This window comes from Robbsia betulipollinis (genome assembly GCF_026624755.1).
Taxonomy (GTDB): Bacteria; Pseudomonadota; Gammaproteobacteria; order Burkholderiales; family Burkholderiaceae; genus Robbsia; species Robbsia betulipollinis.
The window spans coordinates 2,304,518-2,325,574 of record NZ_JAPMXC010000001.1; the positions used below are offsets into that span (position 1 = coordinate 2,304,518).

General features: G+C 66.0%; 16 protein-coding genes and 2 pseudogenes. 9 read left to right on the forward strand and 9 right to left on the reverse strand.

What is annotated here, in order from left to right:
• Positions 1-13: 13 nt before the first annotated feature.
• From OVY01_RS10035 to OVY01_RS10045, 3 genes are all read right to left on the reverse strand, one after another.
• On the reverse strand, positions 14-1,117 hold the full coding sequence (locus OVY01_RS10035; RefSeq protein ID WP_267847300.1) for a glycosyltransferase: 1,104 nt from the start codon (positions 1,115-1,117) through the stop codon (positions 14-16).
• A gap of 126 nt (positions 1,118-1,243) precedes the next feature.
• Positions 1,244-2,359, reverse strand: a complete 1,116-nt coding sequence (locus tag OVY01_RS10040; protein WP_267847301.1) for an AGE family epimerase/isomerase — start codon at positions 2,357-2,359, stop codon at positions 1,244-1,246.
• 171 nt (positions 2,360-2,530) lie between these two features.
• Positions 2,531-3,715, reverse strand: coding sequence for a glycosyltransferase family 4 protein (locus OVY01_RS10045; protein ID WP_267847302.1), 1,185 nt, complete (start codon positions 3,713-3,715; stop codon positions 2,531-2,533).
• 422 nt (positions 3,716-4,137) lie between these two features.
• On the opposite strand from OVY01_RS10045, the gene OVY01_RS10050 reads away from it, so the two are divergent.
• The 6 genes and pseudogenes from OVY01_RS10050 to rfbD all read left to right on the forward strand — a co-directional run bounded on the left by OVY01_RS10050 (position 4,138) and on the right by rfbD (position 10,729).
• Positions 4,138-5,118 carry an NAD-dependent epimerase/dehydratase family protein gene (locus OVY01_RS10050; RefSeq protein ID WP_267847303.1) on the forward strand — a complete coding sequence of 327 codons (981 nt, stop codon included), beginning with the start codon at positions 4,138-4,140 and terminating at the stop codon, positions 5,116-5,118.
• A gap of 11 nt (positions 5,119-5,129) precedes the next feature.
• Complete coding sequence (locus OVY01_RS10055; RefSeq protein WP_432422229.1) at positions 5,130-6,200, forward strand: MraY family glycosyltransferase; 1,071 nt, start codon at positions 5,130-5,132, stop codon at positions 6,198-6,200.
• Positions 6,193-8,112: a polysaccharide biosynthesis protein gene (locus OVY01_RS10060; RefSeq protein WP_267847305.1), complete on the forward strand. Its 1,920-nt coding sequence runs from the start codon at positions 6,193-6,195 to the stop codon at positions 8,110-8,112. The genes OVY01_RS10055 and OVY01_RS10060 overlap by 8 nt, the downstream gene beginning before the upstream one ends.
• A gap of 49 nt (positions 8,113-8,161) precedes the next feature.
• Positions 8,162-9,145: pseudogene (gene rfbB / locus OVY01_RS10065) on the forward strand (dTDP-glucose 4,6-dehydratase); the annotation flags it as partial.
• Positions 9,146-9,233: 88 nt separating this feature from the next.
• Positions 9,234-9,788: a dTDP-4-dehydrorhamnose 3,5-epimerase gene (gene rfbC, locus OVY01_RS10070; RefSeq protein WP_267847306.1), complete on the forward strand. Its 555-nt coding sequence runs from the start codon at positions 9,234-9,236 to the stop codon at positions 9,786-9,788.
• Positions 9,785-10,729 (forward strand): dTDP-4-dehydrorhamnose reductase, encoded by a 945-nt coding sequence (gene rfbD / locus OVY01_RS10075; RefSeq protein ID WP_267847307.1) that lies wholly within the window; start codon positions 9,785-9,787, stop codon positions 10,727-10,729. The genes rfbC and rfbD overlap by 4 nt, the downstream gene beginning before the upstream one ends.
• Positions 10,730-11,009: 280 nt before the next feature.
• On the opposite strand, the gene OVY01_RS10080 is transcribed toward rfbD, so the two are convergent.
• The 6 genes and pseudogenes from OVY01_RS10080 to OVY01_RS10105 form a co-directional block, all read right to left on the reverse strand.
• Positions 11,010-11,240 carry a hypothetical protein gene (locus OVY01_RS10080; RefSeq protein ID WP_267847308.1) on the reverse strand — a complete coding sequence of 77 codons (231 nt, stop codon included), beginning with the start codon at positions 11,238-11,240 and terminating at the stop codon, positions 11,010-11,012.
• Positions 11,241-11,455: 215 nt separating this feature from the next.
• The gene (locus OVY01_RS10085) at positions 11,456-12,553 is read right to left on the reverse strand and encodes an MraY family glycosyltransferase (RefSeq protein WP_267847309.1); all 1,098 of its coding nucleotides are present in this window, start codon (positions 12,551-12,553) and stop codon (positions 11,456-11,458) included.
• A 149-nt stretch (positions 12,554-12,702) separates the two neighbouring features.
• Complete coding sequence (gene galE, locus OVY01_RS10090; RefSeq protein ID WP_267847310.1) at positions 12,703-13,737, reverse strand: UDP-glucose 4-epimerase GalE; 1,035 nt, start codon at positions 13,735-13,737, stop codon at positions 12,703-12,705.
• The gene (locus OVY01_RS10095) at positions 13,734-14,858 is read right to left on the reverse strand and encodes a glycosyltransferase family 4 protein (protein ID WP_267847736.1); all 1,125 of its coding nucleotides are present in this window, start codon (positions 14,856-14,858) and stop codon (positions 13,734-13,736) included. Before OVY01_RS10095 ends, galE begins: the two co-directional genes overlap by 4 nt.
• 30 nt (positions 14,859-14,888) lie before the next feature.
• Positions 14,889-15,758, reverse strand: a pseudogene (locus OVY01_RS10100) (glycosyltransferase family 2 protein); the annotation flags it as partial.
• Positions 15,755-17,146 (reverse strand): oligosaccharide flippase family protein, encoded by a 1,392-nt coding sequence (locus tag OVY01_RS10105; protein ID WP_267847311.1) that lies wholly within the window; start codon positions 17,144-17,146, stop codon positions 15,755-15,757. The gene OVY01_RS10105 and the pseudogene OVY01_RS10100, both read right to left, overlap by 4 nt.
• A gap of 293 nt (positions 17,147-17,439) precedes the next feature.
• Here OVY01_RS10105 and OVY01_RS10110 point away from each other — a divergent pair, with 293 nt between their 5' ends.
• From OVY01_RS10110 to kdoO, 3 genes are all read left to right on the forward strand, one after another.
• Positions 17,440-18,834 (forward strand): phosphomannomutase/phosphoglucomutase, encoded by a 1,395-nt coding sequence (locus OVY01_RS10110; RefSeq protein WP_267847312.1) that lies wholly within the window; start codon positions 17,440-17,442, stop codon positions 18,832-18,834.
• Positions 18,835-19,124: 290 nt separating this feature from the next.
• On the forward strand, positions 19,125-20,069 hold the full coding sequence (gene waaC / locus OVY01_RS10115; protein WP_267847737.1) for a lipopolysaccharide heptosyltransferase I: 945 nt from the start codon (positions 19,125-19,127) through the stop codon (positions 20,067-20,069).
• 77 nt (positions 20,070-20,146) lie between these two features.
• Positions 20,147-21,025 carry a Kdo hydroxylase KdoO gene (gene kdoO, locus OVY01_RS10120; protein WP_267847313.1) on the forward strand — a complete coding sequence of 293 codons (879 nt, stop codon included), beginning with the start codon at positions 20,147-20,149 and terminating at the stop codon, positions 21,023-21,025.
• Positions 21,026-21,057 lie beyond the last annotated feature (32 nt).

A 21,057-nucleotide genomic window follows, 5' to 3' on the forward strand; every position in this document is an offset into this window, starting at 1 on the left:
CGCGCCGTCGGATTCAGGCTAGGAGACGCCGGTAGAGCGCCGCATACCGGTCCACCATGACCGCGGAGGTAAACAAGCGCTGGTAACGTGCGCCGGATTGTTTTCCCATCGCCGCGGCTTCGACGGGGTGGGTCGCCAGCCACGCGATACCGTCGCGCAATGCTTGCGGATCAGCCGCCGGCACGACGAGACCCGTCTCACCCGCGATATTGACGTACGAGGTGCCCGTGCCCAGTTCGCAGGACAACAGAGCTTTCTCGAACATTGCGCCTTCAAGCAGCGACAGGCCGAATGCCTCGGAGCGTAGATGCGAGGGAAACACCAATGCCTTGCACAGCGTCAGCAGCGCGATTTTGTCTTCGTCCGCCACCGCGCCGACGAAATGCACATGCGTCAGCTTCAGGGCGGCCGCCTGCTGGCGCAGGGCGGATTCCTCGGGGCCGGCACCGACGATGACCATCGGATAGGTGGTTCCCCGCAGCGCCTCGAGGAGATGGTGCAGTCCCTTGTAATAGCGCAAATTGCCCACGAACAGGAAAAACCCGTCCGGCAGGCAGGCGCGCCATTGCGCCAGCCGTGTGACGCTGGCCGCGGGGTAGGCCGCCTTGTCGAGTCCCAGCGGAATGACGACGGTCTTTTCGCGATACGCCGTAAGTACCGTGCTGGTCTCGATGTAGTTTGGCGACGTGGCCACAATGCAGTCGACGCTTGCCAGAAAACGCTGCATCAAAGGCCGGTACAGGCGCAGCAGTCTTTGCTGTTTGACGATGTCCGAGTGATACGTCACGACGGTCGGCTTTTTCAGCTGCGTGCAGAAATGCACCATGTCCGCGAAGGGCCAGGGGAAATGGTAATGCACGATGTCGGCCCGCGCCGCGAGTTGCCTGAATTGGCCGAAAGCGGACAGGGAAAAGCTGGACGACGCGATTTTGAGATCCTGACGGGCGCGATAGTGGCGGTGGTGGCCAAAATCGGTGGTGCCCCGCGTCTTGCTGACCGTCAGCACATCGCTTTCGATCCCCTGCGCCGCCGCGCCGGTGCAGAGTTCCCAAATGAATTGTTCGACACCGCCCTGAGAGTCAGGCTTGTAGGTCTTGTAAAAATGCAGAATGCGCATGACGGCTCGGTGTTCGGGATGGGACGGAATGTTGTGCGAAGCGAAACGGTTCCAAACCGTTCCAGACGCCGGCTGCCGGGCAGGGCGCTCGCGCACGCCGGCACCGGCCCGGGCCCGCGACCCTTCTCAGGGCAAGGCCTCGTAGCTTCCCAGCAAATGGTAGGGCGTGGTCGACGGCATGTCGGCGCGGCGAATCGCCCCGTCCGCTGCAAGTATCTCGTGCCAGCCCTGGGCGTGTACGAAACGCGTCTCGAAAAGCGCGGCCTGCGCCGGCAGCTTCTCGCGCTGCAGTGCCGCCGGGTGACATGCCAGGGCGCGCAGGTATTCGGTCTGAGCCCAGATCCGCTGCTGCGCTTCGCATACCCGACCGTGCCGGTCGAGAACGGCGGCGACGCCACCGGTGAGCGGATCCACGCCGTGCGTTTGCGCGAAGTCGAATGCCCGCAGCAGGTGCCGATCGAGGCCGGTGCGCGCGAAGCCGGGATAGCTCCCGTGGTAGGCCAGATAGAACCACTCGAACTGGTGGCCGGGTTCGATCCAGGCTGCGTCCAGGCACTCCGGCAGTTCCATGACGCAGCCGCTCGACGTGTCGATGAAAACGCGCTGGATGCCGGTGAGCACGGCATCCAGCGCAGCGTCGAAGCGCGCATCGCTCTCCACCTGTCTGGCGAGAAGATAGGCTTCCGTGAGATGCATCAGCGGATTCTGCTGCGCGGTGCTGTGCGTTGTCTTGAAATCGCGGCTGACGAGGGATGCCGGCAGCCCGTTGGCGGGGTCCGTGGGAAACCGCTCGGTGATCAGGCGGGCGGTGTCGGAGACGGCCTGACGCGCGTCCTGCGCCCCGAACGCGCCCAGATAGGCTGCGCAGGCGAAGATGACGAAGGCATGGGTGTAGAGGTCTTTGTTCGCGTCCAGGACGTGACCCGTGCCGTCGATGCTGTAGACATAACCGCCGTGCTCGGCGTCGTGGAAATGCCGCTGCAGCGAGGCGAACAGCGCGTCGGCGTGCCGCTGGTCGCCGAGTCTGGAAAAAATGTAGAGCTGCCTCGCGCAGGCCATCGCGCGATGGCGCGACGCGGCAACCGGCGCGACGCCCAGCATCGCTTCGTGCGGCAGTCCGAGCGTTTGATCGAAGCCCGGCCCGCGCCACATGGGAACGACGACTTCTGCGTAATGTCGTCGCAGTCTGCCGATGGTGTCGGCAAGGGCCGGATCGTGGTGCGGGTGAGCAAGGTTGGACATGTCGGAAGCATTGTGAATACGGGATATTTCGGCCGTTGCGTCCCAGCCGGACACCGGCGGCATGCGGATCCCCCTCGCATGCCGGGGCGTCATCGATGCCGTTGCGGCCCTGGGCGGGGCCCCGGGGGGCGTCTCACCCGTCATGCCGGTGACCGCCCGCCCCACGCGCGTCTACGACGCGATCCGGCGATATAATTCGGCCGTGCGGTTGGCGGTTTGTTCCCAACTGAATGCACGGGCGCGAGCGGCGCCCCGTGCCTGGAGCGTGCGCCAGAGTTCGTCGTCTTCCAGCAAGCGTCGCATGGCGGCGGCGATTTCGCTCGCATCGAGTGGCGAGACCAGCAAGGCGGCATCCCCGGCGACTTCGGGCAGCGAGGTGGTGTTCGATGTGATGACCGGCAGACCCGAGGCGAAAGCCTCGAGAACGGGCAGGCCAAAACCCTCGTACAGCGATGGAAACACAAGTGCCCGCGCCGATTGCAGAAGCGCTTTTTTCTGCAGTGGCGTCACATAGTTCAGCCAGCGTCCCGTTCCATCCTCCTGCAGCGTGGCCAGTGCAGCGCGTTCCGCTTCCGACGACCATCCCTCGCGGCCGGCCACGATCAATGGGCAGGCGCGCCGGATATCCAGCGGCAGGGATTTGAACGCTTCGACGATGCGCAGGATGTTCTTGCGCGGCTGCAACGTGCCGATGAACAGGAAAAAGGGTGGCATCAGGCCCAGTTCCCGAAGGCTCGCGAGCTTTTCCTCTTCCGAAAGCATGATGAAGAAATCGTCGTTCACGCCGAGTTCTATCGGCGTGATGCGCTCCGCCGGAATGCGGAAGTGGTGGGCGATGTCGTCGATGACGAATTTCGAAATCGTGATGTAGTGGTCCGCCCACTGGACGGAGCGGCGAAAGAGCCAGTTCTTCAACGCGCGATGGTTGACGTCGGTCCACTCCGGATGCATCAACGGAATCGGATCCATGACCGTTGCCACGACCGGAATATTGCGCAGTTTCGGCACGTGATGATCAGTAGCGTGGAACACGTCGAAGCGGCTCGCAAGATTGCGGCTTCCCGTGAATGCCACGCCTGTCGCCGCACTTCGCAACAGATTGATCGAGAACGAGCCCGGCATCGTCTCCACCCCGCTGCTGACCCGCGTACCGCGAAACCCTTCGCAAGCAATCGGATGCGGATCGATTCGGGCGTCCCCCAGATGCTTGAGCAATTCGGCAGTGTACGTACCGATTCCATCCAGGTGCCCGTTCGAGTTCATCGCGCGTTCGAGGACGGTGGCGCCCAATGCGACCTGCAGGCGGGAGGACGTGTCACGGGAGCCGTCGACGGGGGAAATAGGGGCAGAGATCAAGGTTTTTATAGGAGGATGTCCAGGGGAAACTGACGTAATATCGCGATGGCAGCAATGTCCACGGAATTCTACCCCAGAGCCACGGGCTCACTATGGGAAAGCGCATCCGTTTGGATCCGCGTCGAGACGCGTCGAGACGCGTTCCGGTTACGCTGCGCGGAGACAGCGGTAACTGTTGGTTCCCGGCAACGTGGGTTTGGCCGTGCCCGGATGCCCCGGCCGGGGCCGCATGGCGGCTTGCCGCGGCAAGCCTGGCCGGGTGCACACCGGGGGCGCGACGCTGCTGGTAAAGTTGCGATGGCCGGTACCGCCGTTTTCCAGGAAGGGTAGGCCGCACGCGGCCATGCGCCCCGTCCGGCGCGCGGCGCGTTGCCAGGGGACGGCGCCCGGCGCAGTGGGCGATTTGATTTGATCCGGACACTATGAATATTTTGATCACCGGCGCGAACGGCTTTGTCGGCCGTTCGCTGTCGAAAGCATTGCTGCGCGCCAATCACACCGTGTTCGGTGTGACGTCGCGCGCGGGAGAATGCCTGCCGGGCGTGAAGGAGTGGCTCTGCGCGCGGCGCGATTTCGTCGATCTGGCGCACGTCTGGCAGCGGGACATCCCAATCGACTGTGTGGTGCATCTTGCGTCCCGTGTGCATAAGCGCGATGAAAACCGGCAGCAGGGCGCCGCCTTGCTCGCGCAATATCGGGAAACGAACGTCAACGGCAGTGTGCGCGTCGCGCAGGCCGCGCAGGCCGCGGGCGTGCGCCGTCTGGTCTTTCTGAGCAGTATCAAGGCGCTGGGCGACACGGAGCCCGGCACGTCCGCGCATCCCTGGCGGGAAGACGACGTGCCGCACCCGTGCGATCCGTACGGCATTTCCAAACGGGAAGCGGAAGACGCGTTGCTCGAATTCTCCCGCAACAACCTGATCGAAGTCGTGGGACTGCGCCCGCCGCTCGTGTACGGGCCCGAGGTGCGTGCCAATTTTCTGCAGCTCATGCGTGCGACTGCGTCGGGCTGGCCGATGCCGCTCGGCGGCGTGACGGCGAAACGCAGCATCATCTTCGTCGAGAACCTGGGCGACGCAATCGCCTTGTGCTGCCATCATCCGGCGGCAAGCGGCCATATTTTTCATGTCAGCGATGGCCAGGACATGACCGTCGGCGAAATGATTCGCGTGTTGGAACGCGGCCTCGGCAAGCGGGCGCGTCTGCTCGATGTCCCGCTCGACTGGCTGACCCTCGCCGGGCGCCTGAGCGGCCGCGCGGATCAGATTCAGAAACTGACGTCGCCGTTGCGGCTCGATATCCATCTTATCCGCCGGACCCTACACTGGACACCCCCGCATTCCGTCGAGCGGGGTCTCATGGAGACAGCCGCCTGGTTTCAACTGCAGCGGCGGGGGCAGTGAGCATGCCGGTGATGGAGACTTCAGCCGCGCCACTGGCGTGGCCGTTCCCTGTGACTACGCTTCCGGTCGCCTATCTGCTCACCTTCGCCTGTGGTTGGGCGCTGTCCGGTGCGATCCTCTGGATGCTGCTGAAAACGGGATGGGCATGGTCGCTCGCCACGGATGTGCCCAATCACCGGTCGCTGCATACGCAGCCCACGCCCCGGGTGGGCGGGTGGGGATTGGTGCCCGTTGCGCTGACGGGGATGCTGGCATGGGCGCCGGCGCTGCGCGGCATCGCTTTCCTCGCACTATGTCTCGCAGTAATATCCCAGATTGACGACCGGCGCGGTCTGCCGGCCCGCGTCCGGTTCGCCGCCCATGCGCTGGCCGCCGTCTGGGTGGCGTACTCGGCAACGGATGTGCGTTGGTGGGCTTTGCCGCTGCTCGTCGTGGCCCTGATCTGGGTCATGAATCTGTACAACTTCATGGATGGCACCGACGGTCTGGCCGGCGGCATGGCGCTATTCGGATTCGGCAGTTTCGCGGTTGCCGCGGCTTCCTCCGACATGCCGCTGGCGGGAACCTGCTTCACGCTCGCCGGTGCCGCGCTGGGTTTTCTTATTTTTAATTTCCCCCCGGCCCGGCTGTTTCTGGGCGACGCCGGTTCCGTGCCCCTGGGATTTTTCGTCGGGGCGCTGGGACTGGCGGGCTGGCGCGCGGAGGCGTGGAACCCGGTATTCCCGCTGCTTGTGTTCTCGCCTTTTCTTCTCGACGCGTCCACGACTCTGCTCAAGCGGATATTGCGTGGAGAACGCTTCTGGGAAGCGCATCGCGAACATTACTATCAACGGATGATCCGCATGAACTGGGGGCGACGACGCGTGCTCGCGCTATGGTATGCCAGCATGCTCGCCGCCTCGGCACTTGCGCTGTCGCTGTCGTTGTTGTCCGCGTGTCCGGGCAGCTGGATTATCGGTACGGCGTTCTGGTTGTTCATATTATTGTCAGCGGGCATTACGATAGACCGGTATTGGAAAAAATTCTGCCAACGGGACATACCGGGCGCGTTGGCAAGTAGGGGCAAGAAACGTAATGTCTGAAGAAAAAGTAAGGTGGCGCTCGACAGCGGCCTTCGTATTCGACCTGTGTGCCATCTTCCTGGCCTGGATGACGGCCTACCTGTTGCGGTTCAACGGCACGCTGCCGCATGCCTATACGGTCTCGGCGTGGCGGCAACTTGTGTGGGTGCTGCCGATCTACGCGGTCATGTTCCGGGTGTTCGGGTTGTATCGGGGTATCTGGCTGTTCGCCAGCCTGCCCGACCTGATGCGAATCGGCAAGGCCGTATCGATGGGCGCCTTGCTCGTCATCATCGGCAGCGTGCTGATTCAACCCCTACCGCTGGTGCCGCGCTCCGTTTTGATTGTCACGCCCGTGTTGCTGTTGCTGCTCATGGGAGGCGTGCGGGCGCTGTACCGCGTCGGCAAGGAATCCTATAACAGCCGCAAGGGCCAGGAGAAAGGGCCGAACGGCAAGGGCAAGCCCGTGCTGATACTGGGCGCGGGCCGCGCCGGCGCGTTGCTGGCGCGGGAACTGTCGCATTCGCACGAATGGCGCCTGCTCGGACTGCTCGACGACAGCCCGACCCGGATAGGACGCGACATCTATGGCTACCGGGTATTGGGATCGATCGACGATCTGGAAAAATGGACCGGACCGGGGAAGGCGGGGCATGTGATCATCGCCATGCCCGGGGCGGATGCGCAGGTGAAACGTCGCGTCGCGACGCTGTGCATGCGCGTAGACGTCCGGGTCATGATGCTCCCCGAGCTGGCGGACGTGGCGTCGAGCGAGAATTTCCTGTCGCGCGTGCGCAGTATCGACCTGGAGGATCTCCTGGGGCGCGACCCCGTTCGCATCGATACGGAACATGTCGGCGCGCTGCTCAGGGACCGTGTCGTGATGGTGTCGGGCGCGGGCGGTTCGATCGGTTCGGAACTGTGCCGGCAGATCGCACAATTCCAGCCCGCCTTGCTGGTGGCCTACGATTTCTCGGAATTTTCAATATACAAGTTGGGCGAGGAATTCAGAGACAAGTTTGGCGAGTTGCCCCTGGTGGAGATCGTCGGCGACGTGAAGGACGTGTTGCTGCTGACGAAGGTCATGCAGACCTATAACCCCTATATCGTCTTCCATGCGGCGGCCTACAAGCATGTGCCGCTGATGGAGGATGTCAACACATGGCAGGCGGTGCGCAACAACGTGCTGGGCACTTATCGCATCGGCCGGGCGGCGATCTCCGCGAACGTACGGCATTTCGTGCTGATTTCCACCGACAAGGCGGTGAATCCGACGAATGTGATGGGCGGCAGCAAGCGCCTGGCCGAAATGATGTGCGAGGCGCTGCAACAGACCACCCGCCACACGCAGTTCGAAATCGTCCGGTTCGGCAATGTGCTGGGAAGCGCCGGCAGCGTGATCCCGAAATTCCAGGAGCAGATTGCCAGGGGCGGCCCGGTGACGGTGACCCATCCGGACATCACCCGGTTCTTCATGACGATTCCCGAAGCGTCGCAGCTGGTCCTGCAGGCTTCCAGCATGGGGCGCGGCGGTGAGATATTCGTGCTGGACATGGGCAAGCCGATGCGGATCGTCGACCTCGCCCGGGATCTCATCCGCTTGTACGGCTTCATGGACGATCAGATCGAGATTCAATATACGGGCCTGCGGCCCGGCGAGAAGCTGTACGAGGAACTGCTTGCGTGCGACGAGGAAACACGACCCACCCGTCATCCCAAATTGTTGATCGCCCGCACGCGGGATGTTCCCGCGACGCTGGTCGAGGAGGTGCTGGCGTGGCTTACGCAGGAACGCGTGCCGGAGGACGAAGAGGTGCGTAGCGGATTATTGCGGTGGGTGCCGGAATACATGCCGCCGGACGCCGGTGCGCCGGTCCCGCCCGCGCCTGCGTCTGCATTGGCGTCTGGTTCGGCGTTGCCGGGGCGCCCATGACGGCGTTGCGCAGGGGCTGCCCGGAGTTCATCCGGCGCGGAGGGCGAACATGCTTTTGACTACGGGCGGGGCCGGTTTCGTCGGAGCGCATTTCGTCCTCGACTGGTTCGCTGCGTCGGACGAACCCGTGGTCAACGTCGACAGTCTGAACTACGCGGCCAGACCCGCAACGCTGGCGCCGCTGGCGCAGCATCCGGGTTATATTTTTGCGCACGCCGATATCTGCGATCGGGTCTCGCTGGACGCGCTCTTCGCGCGGCACCGGCCGCGCGCGGTGGTGCACTTCGCCGCGGAAAGCCATGTCGACCGCTCCATCGACGGTCCGGCTGCGTTCGTGCAGACCAACGTGGTCGGGACCTTCACCCTGCTCGAAGCCGCACGCGTGTTCTGGAATGGACTGGCCGGCCGGGAGAAGGACGATTTCCGCTTTCTGCATGTCTCCACCGACGAGGTGTACGGCAGCCTCGCCCCCGGCGCCGCCGCGTTCACGGAAACTACCGCCTACGCGCCCAACAGCCCTTACTCGGCCAGCAAGGCGGGAGCGGATCATCTGGTGCGCGCCTATTGCCATACGTATGGCTTGCCGACGCTCACGACCCACTGTTCGAACAACTACGGCCCCAGCCAGTTTCCGGAGAAACTGATTCCGCTGGTCATCGCCCGGGCATTAGCCGGACAACCGCTGCCGATCTATGGCGACGGAGGTCATAGCCGCGACTGGCTGTTCGTCGGCGACCACTGCGCAGCGCTGCGCGTCGTGCTGGCGCGCGGCACGCCCGGCGCGACGTACAATATCGGAGGGTCGGACGAGCGCACGAATCTCGACGTGGTGCACCGCATATGCGATCTCCTCGATGCTTTCAGACCCTGCCCCACGGGCTCGTACCGCGAGCAGATCGTGTTCGTCGCAGACCGGCCGGGGCACGACCGACGTTATGCGATAGATAGCCGCAAGATCGAGCGGGAGCTCGGCTGGCGGGCGACGCGCGCGTTTGCGGCCGGGATGGAGCAAACGGTCCGCTGGTACCTGGATCAGGCCGGCTGAGCGCGCCACGCGTCGGTTCGGGTTCTGTTTCTGATTCTGCTGCCGTTTCGATTACTCCGCTTTCTTCCGCCACCGCATGCCCATCATCCTGCGCGATACCGCGATCCCCGACGTCAAGATTATCGAACCTGTCGTGTTCGACGACGCCCGGGGGTTTTTCTATGAAAGCTTCAACGCACGCGAATTTTCCGCGGCCTTGGGGCGCGAAACGGTTTTCGTCCAGGACAACCATTCGCGATCGGCGCGAAACGTCGTGCGCGGGCTGCATTATCAGATATCGCATCCCCAGGGCAAGCTAGTGCGGGTGATTGCCGGCGAAGTGTTCGACGTCGCCGTGGACCTGCGCCGGCGTTCACCGACCTGCGGCAAGTGGGTGGGCGCGCGTCTGTCCGCGGAGAACCGGCGGCAGTTATGGGTACCCGAGGGTTTCGCCCACGGTTTCATGGTGTTGTCCGAGTTCGCCGAATGCGTATACAAGACGACCGATTATTGGTACCCCGAACACGAGTGCTGCCTGGTCTGGGACGATCTCGCAGTGGCCGTCGACTGGCCGACCGACGTGACACCGGCCCGGCTGGCGCCGCGCGATGCGGCGGGCGTGCGCTTCGCCGACGCGGCGCTGTATCCATGAGTCCCCGGTCAGGTTCGCCGGCAGGCACGACCGCGCCCGGGGTCGCGAACCGCCGCACGCGCGTGATCCTGGTGACTGGCATCAGCGGACAGCTCGGCCATGAACTGATGTCCACCCTCCAGGGGCTGGGCGACGTGGTCGGACTCGACCGCGCCGCGCTGGATCTGGGAGATCCCGACGCCATTCGCCGGGTGGTCCGGTCCGAGTCGCCGTCGCTGATCGTCAATCCCGCCGCCTATACCGCGGTCGACCGGGCGGAGCGCGAGCCGGAGCCGGCATCGCGCATCAATGCGCGGGCGCCCGGCATCCTGGCCGAGGAAGCGCAGCGGCTGGGCATTCCCCTCATTCACTTTTCCACCGACTATGTCTACGCCGGCGACAAGGAAGACGTGTATGTGGAAAGCGATCCGACCGATCCGCAGAATGTGTACGGCCGGTCGAAGCTCGCGGGCGAAACGGCGATCGCCGCTGCCGGCTGCCGGCATCTGATTTTCCGAACCAGCTGGGTCTATGGCGCGAATGGCGCGAACTTCGTCAAGATGATGTTGCGCCTGGGGGCAGAGAAGAATGCCGTGCGCGTCGTAGGCGATCAGTTCGGCGCACCCACCTGGGCGCGGACGATCGCGGACGTGACCGCGCAGATCGTCGCCCAATCGGTGTCGCCGGCGGTCGCGCCCGAAGCGTGGTGGGCGCAACGCTCCGGCGTTTATCATCTGAGCTGCGACGGCGTCACGAACTGGGCGGCGTTCGCTGCGGAAATCTTCGCGCATACGCAGTGCGCCTGCCGGGTCGAGCCGATTGCTTCGGCGGACTATCCGACCCCGGCAAGACGGCCCGCAAACTCCCGCATGTCGAATGCGAAGCTGATGGAAACGTTCAGCCTGCACCTGCCGGATTGGCGTGCTGCGCTGCATCTTTATCTGGACGGCCGAAAAGCGTAAAACTCGTCAATGTCACCTTGGCCCTTGCCTGCAGTCTCTGACCGCCTTGCGGCCTCACCAGGAAGCTCAGGGAAAGCAAGGTCTTCTGCCGGAGAGCGGGAGGGACCGGGATGTCGAGGGAACTGATCGCCTCGCCCCGCGCGATCGAATGAAACTCAGGGGCGCCGCGCCAATTGATATTTGGTGTGAGCACCTTGCAATCGCGTTGAAAGGTCCATCCGAAGGGATCGATTGGCACGCAAATCGGCTTTTGTGCATCGATGGCGTCGGCGAGTCCCTGCTATTGCGAATTGCCGATGTCCGGCATGCCCGGCGCGCGGCTGATCATGACGGCAAATGAAAACCAGCCGGACAGGGAGAACCATGCCGCAAACAGGACCGGTGCCAGCCCTGCCTGAGTGACGCAGTCATTTCCTGAATGATTTCTTCGTCTTTTTTCGAAATCATGCCTTGCCGATATCCGCGCAATATTGAACGACGGATTCCGTCCGTGGAAGTGCGTGGCGCTCATGTTCGAACTCCCGGTCTAGCGATCAGACGCCGCAGTTCCGCGAACTGCTGAAAGAGACAGCCGTTATGCGGAGGCAGCGCCTTGCCCGCGCCCGAACCGCCGGCTATCCCGATCACGAAGGGTCTGCGGCTCAACCGGAAAAAGCCGTTGCGACCGACCGCGTCGTGCCAGATGAAGAAAGGCGTGGCGTGCGGCGCGTCGTCGCCGCCCGTCGCTCACGCCCGCCTTCTCACCACCAGCCACTTCGGCGCCTTGAACCGCACGATGCTCACATACAGCCAGACGTAGGTCGCCGCGAACACCACCACGAAGCAGATCAGCACCGCGGTATGCCGCCAGAACAGCGTCGCCGGGATCACCGCCAGCAGGCACAGCATCCACAGATAGGGTGAGGTCAGCGAGTTGCGGCGCGTCAGTTCGCGCGCGGTGCGCGCGCCCACCGCCCAGCGCATCAGGCGTTTGTAGACCAGCATGTGCAGGTGCACGCCGTCCGGGATGCCCGGCGAGATGCCGCGCACGAAGCGCTTGCGGTAGATCGAGAAGCACGTCTCGAAAATCGGATACATCGCCAGCAGCACCGGGTACCACGCCGAGACCGAGGGGTTGCGCATCACCAGCAGGATCGACAGTTCGCCGAGCATGAAGCCGAGCAGGTAGGCGCCGCCGTCGCCCAGGAAAATCAGGCCGGCCGGGTAGTTCCAGATGAAAAACCCCAGGATCGCGCCCATCATGGCCAGCGAGGCGGACAGCACGACCGCGTCGCCCACCTGGAACGCGACATAGGCGAGCGAGACGAACATCATGAAGGCGACCATGGCCGCCAGACCGTTGAAGCCGTCGATGATGTTGACCGCGTTCGCCAGGCCGGCCACCGCCAGCACCGTGAGCGGCACGCCCAGCCAGGCGTAGGCCAGAAACGGATCGAGCAGGGGGATGTCGATATGGGTCACGCGAATGCCCATCGCCCACCACGCGAGCAGCGCGGCGGCCATCGTGGCGAGCAGCCGGATCGTCGGCGTCACGCGCTTCGTCAGGTCTTCCGTCAGGCCGGAGAGAAAGGCGGGCAGCCCGCAGCCGGCGATGACCAGCATGCCGTAGGAGACCGCCGGGTAGGCGAAATGCAGTTGCAGCCCGGCGACGACGAATCCCAGCAGGATGCCCACGCCGCCGATGCGCGGCACCGGCGTGGCGTGGAATTTCTGCACGCCGACGAGATCGACATCCGCCGACAGGCCCGCGTGCAGATGGGAGTAGCGCACGATCAACAGCGTGGCGAGCAGCGAGACGAGAAAGCCGAGGGCGAGACTGAGCATGACGCGAGTGAGATTGGCTGACGCGGGTGGCGGGTGGCCGGTGACGGGTGGGAACGCGGCGCTGGCCGGCGCCGGCGGCCGAGCGGATCGATGCGGCCGGACGGCCGATTATAGAGGATGCGGCGACGCGGCCGCATCAATCGGCCGCGTCAGTCGGCCTCGGCGGTGTAGCCCGCCGGGTTCCCCGACTGCCAGCGCCACTGATCGACGCACATCTGCGCCAGATCCCGTTCCGCCCGCCAGCCCAGCAAATTCGTGGCCGCGGCCGGATTCGCATAGCAGGCGGCGATGTCGCCCGGCCGGCGCGCGACGATCTCGTGCGCGATGGTCTTGCCGGAGGCTTTCTCGAACGCCTGGATGGCTTCGAGCACGCTATAGCCCTGTCCGGTGCCGAGGTTGACGGTGAAGCTGGCCGGCCGGCGCTGCAGTTCGTCGAGCGCGGCGAGGTGGCCGCGGGCGAGGTCGGCGACGTGGATGTAGTCGCGTACACCGGTGCCGTCCGGGGTCGGGTAATCGCCGCCGAAGACGCGCAGCTTGGCGAGGCGACCGACGGCGACCTGGGCGATGTAGGGCATCAGGTTGTTCGGGATGCCCTGCGGATCCTCGCCGATCAGGCCGCTTTCGTGCGCGCCCACGGGGTTGAAGTAGCGCAGGGTGGCGATGCGCCAGCTCGGGTCCGAGATCAGCAGGTCGCGCAGCACCTGCTCGGCGATGAGTTTGGTCTGGCCGTAGGGGTTGGTGGCCGACAGCGGAAAGCTCTCGTCGATGGGCACCGTGTGCGGGTCGCCGTAGACGGTGGCCGACGAGCTGAAGACGAACTGTTTGACGTCGCGGCGCGCCATCACGTCGAGCACGGCCAGCAGGCCTTCGAGGTTGTTGCGGAAGTAGGCGAGCGGCTTGGCGACGGATTCGCCGACGGCCTTGAGCGCGGCGAAGTGGATGGTCGCGGTGATCGGGTGCGCGTCGAATACGCGCTCCAGCAGGGCGGTGTCGCGCACGTCGCCTTCGACGAAGCTGACGGGACGGCCGGCGATGCGTTCGATGCGGCGGATGGCCTCGCGCTTGCTGTTCACGAGATTGTCCAGCACGACGACATCGTAGCCCTCGCCCAACAATTCCACGCTGGTGTGCGCGCCGATGAATCCCGCGCCGCCGGTGACGAGGATGGTTCCCTTGCCGTTCATGGTTGCTTCCCTGATAGAAAAATGGTCTTGCCGCTGACCTGGTCCAGCGTCCGTTGATAGGCGCCGATGACGACCTGTTCGTCGAATTCCCGCTCGGCCTTGCGGCGCGCGGCGTCTTCCATCGTTTTGCGTTGCTGCGCCGGCAGGCACAGTACCCGCTGCATCGCCTCGGCGAGCCGCTGGGCGCTGCGGGCCTCGCACAGTATGCCATTGACGCCGTCCTCCACGACCTCGACGCAACCCGGCACCCGCGTGGCGATCGCGATGCGGCCCATCGCGGCGGCTTCCAGCAAGGTGCGCGGCACGCCTTCCCGATAGGACGGCAGGACGATGCAGTCGGCCGCGGCGATATGCGGACGCACATCATCGGCTTCGCCGAGGTAATCGATCAGTCCCTCAGCGCACCAAGCGTCGACTTCCGCGCGGGAAATCGCGCTGGGGTTGGCGACGCCCACCGGGCCGAGCAGTTGCCAGCAGGCCTCGGGGAAGCGCGCCTTGAGCTGTCGGGCGGCATCGACGAATTCGCCCACGCCCTTGTCCCACAGCAGGCGGCCGATGAGCAGGAAGCGAAACCGCCCGTCCGGCGCGTGCGGGCGCACCGCGAAGCGGGCCAGGTCCACGCCCTCGCCGCGCAGCAGCCGCGCGCGCCCGGGATGCACGAGCAGATCGCGCGACAGGAAGGCGTCGCGGTCGTCGGGATTCAGGAACCAGACTTCGCGCGGGAAGCGGAAGGCGAGCCGGTACAGGCCCTGCGCGATGCGCGCGGCGCGGCTGGCGTGCAGGAAGACGTAGCCCAGACCGGTGGTGACGGCGACCGACGGCACGCGCGCCAGGGCGGCGGCCAGGGTGCCATAGATGTTCGGCTTGATGGTGTAGTGAAAGACGACGTCGGGCCGCGTGCGGCGATAGATCCGGAAGAGGCTGGCAAGCGTGCGCAGGTCTTCCACCGGCCGCGTGCCCTGCGAGGCGAGCGCCAGATCGACGCAGGTGCAGCCCATCGCCGTGAGCGGCGCGAACGCGGCATCGCGCGGCGCGACGATGGTCACGCGCGCGCCGGCGCGCGCGAGCGCCTCGAGCAGGCCGCGCCGGTAATTCAGGATCGACCAGGCGGTGTTCGACACCAGGCAGATGTGCAGGGGCGCGGCCGTGTCCGGGCCGCGGGCGAACAGGGTTCGCTTGAGCGATTGCAGCCAGGCGTAGGGCATGATGAAATGGGTCAGGTTTTTCGCCAGGCCGAGCCAGTAGAAGGGGTTGAGCGGTTCCGCGTGCCGGCATTGCAGGCGCAGCGTCGAGCGGATCTGCTGGCGCCGGCGCGTGGCGCTGATGCCGCCTTCGTTGAGTTCGTAACGGATGCCGATTTCCGGCAGGTTGGCGCAGTCGTCGTGCCGCATGATCCGCAGGAACAGATCGAGGTCCTCGGCGGCCGGATAGTCCGCGCGGTAGTTGCCGGCGCGCCGCACCGCGTCGCCGCGCAGCATCATGGCCGGATGAATGAAGCAACTGCGCGCGAAGCGCTGGCGGCGGATGTCGGCCGGCGCGGCGGGAGGGGCCAGCACATACGCCCCCGCGCCTCCTGCGCCTCCCGCGTTTGCGCGGCGAACCGCCTGTGCCCACATGCCCACCGCGCCCACGCGGGGATGGGCGTCGAGATAGCGGCGTTGTTTCGACAGGCGCCCGGGGAGCGCCAGGTCGCCCGCATCGATGCGCGCGATGTAGTCGACGCGGCTGGCGCCCGCGTCGTCGCCATCGGCGAGGAGGCGTTCGACGCCAGCGGCGAGCGCGGCTTCGATGCCGCCATTGCGCGCGATGCGCAATACCTCGATGCGCAGGTTCGCGGGCGGCGCGCCGGCCAGCGGGGCGTGGGGGTCGAAGGGCGGCTGGCTGCCGTCGTCCACGACCAGCACGCGCAGCACGGGCCAGTCGGGCTCGTCGAGCGAGACGATCGTGCGCCAGGCGTCGGCCAGCGCGTTGTAGACCGGCAGCAGGACCGCGACGGATGAGGAGGGTGCGGCAGCATTCATGATGGACTCACGGACAGCACCCGTTGAATATAGACGGCATCGGCCGCGAGGGCGACGCCATAGCCGATTGCCAGGCCCGCGAGCGCGCCGAAGCCGCCGAAGGCGGGAATCAGCAGCAGGTTCGCGACGCAGGCGGCGCACAGGGCGGCCGCCCATTTTGCCAGCACGACGTAACGCGCCTGGTATTTGAGGACGATCAGGTTGCAGATCGCCTCGAGTCCGGCGAGCACGGACAGCCACGCGGCCCATCGCAGGAAAGCGGCCGCATGCTCGAAGCCCGGGCCGAAGACGAGGCGGATGATGAAGGGCGCGCACGCGCCGATCACCACGGCGCCGAGCGCCATCGTCGCGCCCGTGAGCATCAGCAGGCGGACGAGATTGCGACGCAGCCGCGCCGGCTCGGCGACGCGATAGACGAAGGCGGGCGCCACGGTCTGCGCGAGCATCAGCGCCAGGGTGATCCAGTTTTCGTTCAGTTGCTGCGCGGCGGCGTAACGGCCCAGTTCGGCGAAGCCGACATAGTGCTGGAGCATCAGCCGGTCGAGCTTCATGAACAGGTACATGCAGACCAGACCGAGCCAGAATACCGAGCCCGCGGCGGCGAAATGGCGCAGCAGCGCCGGGTCGACGCGCCAGCGAAAACCGGCATGCCGGCGTTGATAGATCAGCAAGCCGAGGCCGATCACGGCGGATTCCACCGCCCAGACCCCGCCGAAGCCGCCGGGCGGCAAGGCCGCGCGCGCCAGCAGGAAGACCGCAAGCGCCTTGACCAGCGCGCTGGACAGGCTCAGGAGCAGCGCGGGTCTGGAATAGGTGCGCGCCTGAAGCCAGGCGCTGACCACGCCGAACGGTTCCCGAAACACCAGCGTCAGCGCCAGGCCGGCGAGCATGGCCGCGACGACCGGATCGAACGGCCCCTGCGCGTGGCCCAGCGCGCGGCCCGCGGCGAGCAGCGTCCAGACCAGCGCGAGGGCGGTGAGCGACACCGCCATGCGCAGCGCGAACGCGCTACCCATGATGCTGGCGAGCGGGGCGCCGTCGGGCGCGGCGCCCGGCGCGCATTTTTTACCGGGGCGCGGTGCGGTATGATCGGGGCGTCGACCGTCATTCCGAGAGGCCTCCTCGCGCGCGCCGGCGGCCACCATCGCCGGCACGAGGATCTCGGCGCCACACACCCAGGTCAGCGGCGCGGCCACGGTCAGCAGGGTGTTGGCGTACTGCCACTTGCCGAAGACGTCCGGTCCCAGGTAGCGCGCGAGGACGCCGCTGGTGACGATCGCGACACCGATCTGCGTCAGGCGTTCGGCCGCGAGCCAGCCCAGATTGGCCAGCGCCGCGCCCGCGTCGCCGCGCAGCAGCCGGCCCGCGCCGCGCCATGGGCGATCCATGCCGCCCGTCACGCGGCGCGGCGCGTGGCAGCGGCGCGACGGCCGGCAGGGGGAGCGGGAAGTGTGCCGCTACGTGCGGTAGAGAGCAATACGCGCGCAAGGCTTCGCATAGAATGTCCGGTAAGGGGCCTGCCTCGGCACGGGGGTGCGGGGGCGGCGTCAGCCGACGGGGACATCGTCCGCACGTCGGTTTGGCAGTGACAACCCGTAATCAGCCCGCAATTATATTGAAGTCGGCATGGTTTCTGCATGCCGATCCGATGATTTTCAAAAAACAAAGGTACGGCACAGCAATGGTTTCCAACTCCATTTTCAAGGCATACGACATCCGTGGCGTGATCGGCAAGACGCTGGACGCGGACGTGGCGCGACAGATCGGCAAGGCCTACGGCAGCGAAGTGCGCGAGAAGGGCGGCGATGCCGTCGTCATCGGCCGCGACGGCCGCCTGTCGGGCCCGGAGCTGTCCGTGGCGCTGGCCGAAGGCCTGCGCTCGGCCGGCGTGGACGTGGTGGACATCGGCATGGTGCCGACGCCGGTCGGCTATTTCGCGACGAACGTGCCGTTGAAGCTGGAGGGCGGCGAGCGCGACGTGGATTCGTGCATCGTCATCACGGGAAGCCACAATCCGCCGGACTACAACGGTTTCAAGATGGTCCTGCGCGGCCAGGCGATCTACGGCGACGCGATCCAGGGCCTGTACCAGCGGATCGTCGACCAGCGCTTCACCGAAGGCGCGGGCGCGTTGCACGCCTACGACATCGCCGATGAGTACATCGCGCGCATCGTCGGCGACATCAAGGCCGTGCGCCCGATGAAGCTGGTGCTCGACGCCGGCAACGGCGTGGCGGGCGGGCTCGCGCCGCGTCTGTTCAAGGCGCTGGGCGCCGAGGTGCAGGAACTGTTCTGCGAGGTCGACGGCAATTTCCCGAACCACCACCCAGACCCGGCGCACGCGGAGAACCTGCAGGACGTGATCCGCGCGCTGAACGAGACCGACGCCGAGATCGGCTTCGCGTTCGACGGCGACGGCGACCGCCTGGGGGTGGTGACCAAGGACGGCCAGATCATCTATCCGGATCGTCAACTGATGCTGTTCGCCGAGGAAGTGCTGTCGCGCAACCCGGGCGGCCAGATCATTTACGACGTGAAGTGCACGCGCAACCTCGCCACCTGGGTGCGCGAGAAGGGCGGCGAGCCGCTGATGTGGAAAACGGGCCACTCGCTGGTCAAGGCCAAGCTGAAGGAAACCGGCGCGCCGCTCGCGGGCGAGATGAGCGGCCACGTGTTCTTCAAGGACCGCTGGTACGGTTTCGACGACGGCCTGTACACCGGCGCGCGGATGCTGGAGATCCTCTCGCGCGTGGCCGACCCGAGCGCCCTGCTCAACGGCCTGCCGAACTCGCTGTCCACGCCCGAACTGCAGATCAAGCTCGAGGAAGGCGAGAATGTCGCCCTGATCGCCAAGATGCAGAAAAACGCCCAGTTCACCGGTGCGGACGACGTCGTGACGATCGACGGCATGCGCGTCGAGTATCCGGACGGCTTCGGTCTGGCACGCTCGTCGAACACCACGCCGGTGGTCGTCCTGCGTTTCGAGGCCGACAACGAGGCGGCGCTGACGCGCATCCAGGAGGACTTCCGCCGTGTCATCCTGGCGGAGAAGCCGGACGCGAAACTGCCGTTCTGACGGCAGCGCCACCGGACCGCGCCGCGCCGCCTGGCCGCAGGTCCGCCGGCGAGAGATTCGACGGCAAGAGGTTCGACGGCACGTTCGGTGACCCGGAAGGGCGGTGCGCGGCAGGACCGCGCACCGCCCCTGCACACGATTGGTTACAGATTTGTTACCACATCGTTTCATGTGGCGTCCTATTGACGCGGTAAAATCGTTGTTTTTTTCAACGAATGACTGCCTCTGACCGTCCGCCCTTGAAAATCGCCATCGTAAAAGTGTCGTCGCTGGGCGATGTGGTGCATGCCATGCCGGTTATTGCCGATATTCGCCGGCATCATCCCGATGCGCAGATCGATTGGGTCGTCGAGGAGGCGTTCGTCGACCTGGTGCGTCTGGTGCACGGCGTACGGCGGGTGATTCCGGTCGCCCTGCGGCGCTGGCGGCACCAGCCGTTCGCCTCGCGCACGCGCGGCGAGTGGGCGGCCTGCAAGCGTCAGTTGCGCGAAGAACAATACGACCACGTGATCGATTGCCAGGGCTTGGTGAAAACCGCCTGGCTGGCATCGCGCGCGCGCGGGCCGGTGACGGGACTCGCGAACCGCACCGACGGCGCGGGCTACGAATGGCCGGCCCGTTATTTCTACCAGACGTCGATTCCCATCGAGCGCCGCACCCACGTGGTCGAGCGTTCGCGCCAGCTCGTCGCGGCGGCGTTGCGGCTGCCCGTGCCCGAGGTCGATCCGTCGCAGATCGATTTCGGCCTCGACACCCGCGCGAGCGCGCTGGCGCTGGCGCAAGTGGGCATGAACCTGCCGGTGCCGTATGTGGTCTTCGTCCACGCCAGTTCCCGCGCGGACAAGCAATGGCCGGAAACCGAGTGGATCGCGCTGGGCGAGGCGCTGGTGCGGCGGGGCGCCTCCATCGTCCTGCCCTGGGGCAACGAGGAAGAGCACCTGTGCAGCAAGCGCATCGCCGAGGCGTTCGGCGACGCGGCGCTGGTGCCGCCGCGTCTCTCGCTGCCCGCGGTGGTCGGGCTGCTCGACGGCGCGGCCGCGACGGTCGGCGTGGACACCGGGCTCGTGCATATCGCCGCGGCGCTGAAGCGGCCGACCGTCGAGCTGTACAATTTCTCGACCGCCTGGCGCACCGGGGGCTACTGGTCGCAGAAAGTCATCGAGATCGGCGCCGCGAACCAGCCGCCGCACCTGGTGGATGTCAAGCGCGCGCTGGGCGATTTCGGTCTCCTGTGACGTCGCGCGGGCCCGGCGCGCCGCAAATCGGCTATCCTGCCGGATGATCGGTCCGATCTTCTGAAAAGCGCCTGTCCATGAGCACCTCTCAAATCATCGAAGTCGAAGGCGACTGGGATGCCCGTCACCTGTCGGCGCCCCGCGAAACCCTGGTGGCCGCGCTCGAGCGGGGCCGCGTGCTGTACTTCCCCCATCTCGATTTTCCGCTGGATGCCGACGAGACCGCCCTGCTGGACCCGGCGATCGCGGATCCCAAGCGCAAGAACATCAGTCTCGCGCCCGATGGCGCGCTGGCCGGCGTGGCCGGCGACGCGGCGGCGCAGGCCCGGGTCCGCGCGCTGATCACCCGCTACCAGGCGCGTGCGGCAAGCCTGATCGACGGTCTCGCGCCGGCTTACCGCGGCCGCCTGCGCGCGGCGCCCACCAGCCTGCGCCTGCACCGCGTGGAGACGCGCCAGACCTCGTGGCGTGCCGACGACAGCCGGCTGCACCTGGATGCCTTTCCGTCCCGCCCGAACCGCGGCGAGCGGATCCTGCGCATTTTCACGAACGTCAATCCCGGGGGCGAGCCGCGCGTGTGGCGCGTCGGCGAACCGTTCGAGGACGCCGCGCGGCGCTTCCTGCCCCGCATCGCGCCGCAACGGCCGGGCAGCGCCTGGCTGTTGCAGACGCTGGGCATCACCAAATCGCGGCGCACGCCGTACGATCACCTGATGCTCGGCCTGCACGATGCGATGAAGGCCGATCTCGAATATCAAAAAAGTTGCGAACAGCAGACGATGCCGTTTCCGCCCGGCAGCGTCTGGGTCTGTTTCTCGGACCAGACCTCGCATGCGGTGATGTCGGGGCAGTTCATGCTCGAACAAACCTTCTTCCTGCCCGCCGCGGCGATAGTCGAGCCCGCGTGCGCGCCGCTGGGCGTGCTCGAACGGCTGACCGGCCGCACGCTGATCTGAGCCGCCGCATGCCTTCCTCGTCTGCCGTGCCC

Bases quoted from the DNA above. Each gene is read 5' to 3' on its own strand.
- OVY01_RS10035 (WP_267847300.1), bottom strand. From the start codon at position 1,117: ATGCGCATTCTGCATTTTTACAAGACCTACAAGCCTGACTCTCAGGGC.
- OVY01_RS10040 (WP_267847301.1), bottom strand. From the start codon at position 2,359: ATGTCCAACCTTGCTCACCCGCACCACGATCCGGCCCTTGCCGACACC.
- OVY01_RS10050 (WP_267847303.1), top strand. From the start codon at position 4,138: ATGAATATTTTGATCACCGGCGCGAACGGCTTTGTCGGCCGTTCGCTG.
- OVY01_RS10055 (WP_432422229.1), top strand. From the start codon at position 5,130: ATGGAGACTTCAGCCGCGCCACTGGCGTGGCCGTTCCCTGTGACTACG.
- OVY01_RS10060 (WP_267847305.1), top strand. From the start codon at position 6,193: ATGTCTGAAGAAAAAGTAAGGTGGCGCTCGACAGCGGCCTTCGTATTC.
- rfbC (WP_267847306.1), top strand. From the start codon at position 9,234: ATGCCCATCATCCTGCGCGATACCGCGATCCCCGACGTCAAGATTATC.
- rfbD (WP_267847307.1), top strand. From the start codon at position 9,785: ATGAGTCCCCGGTCAGGTTCGCCGGCAGGCACGACCGCGCCCGGGGTC.
- OVY01_RS10080 (WP_267847308.1), bottom strand. From the start codon at position 11,240: ATGAGCGCCACGCACTTCCACGGACGGAATCCGTCGTTCAATATTGCG.
- OVY01_RS10085 (WP_267847309.1), bottom strand. From the start codon at position 12,553: ATGCTCAGTCTCGCCCTCGGCTTTCTCGTCTCGCTGCTCGCCACGCTG.
- galE (WP_267847310.1), bottom strand. From the start codon at position 13,737: ATGAACGGCAAGGGAACCATCCTCGTCACCGGCGGCGCGGGATTCATC.
- OVY01_RS10105 (WP_267847311.1), bottom strand. From the start codon at position 17,146: ATGGATCGCCCATGGCGCGGCGCGGGCCGGCTGCTGCGCGGCGACGCG.
- OVY01_RS10110 (WP_267847312.1), top strand. From the start codon at position 17,440: ATGGTTTCCAACTCCATTTTCAAGGCATACGACATCCGTGGCGTGATC.
- waaC (WP_267847737.1), top strand. From the start codon at position 19,125: ATGCCGGTTATTGCCGATATTCGCCGGCATCATCCCGATGCGCAGATC.
- kdoO (WP_267847313.1), top strand. From the start codon at position 20,147: ATGAGCACCTCTCAAATCATCGAAGTCGAAGGCGACTGGGATGCCCGT.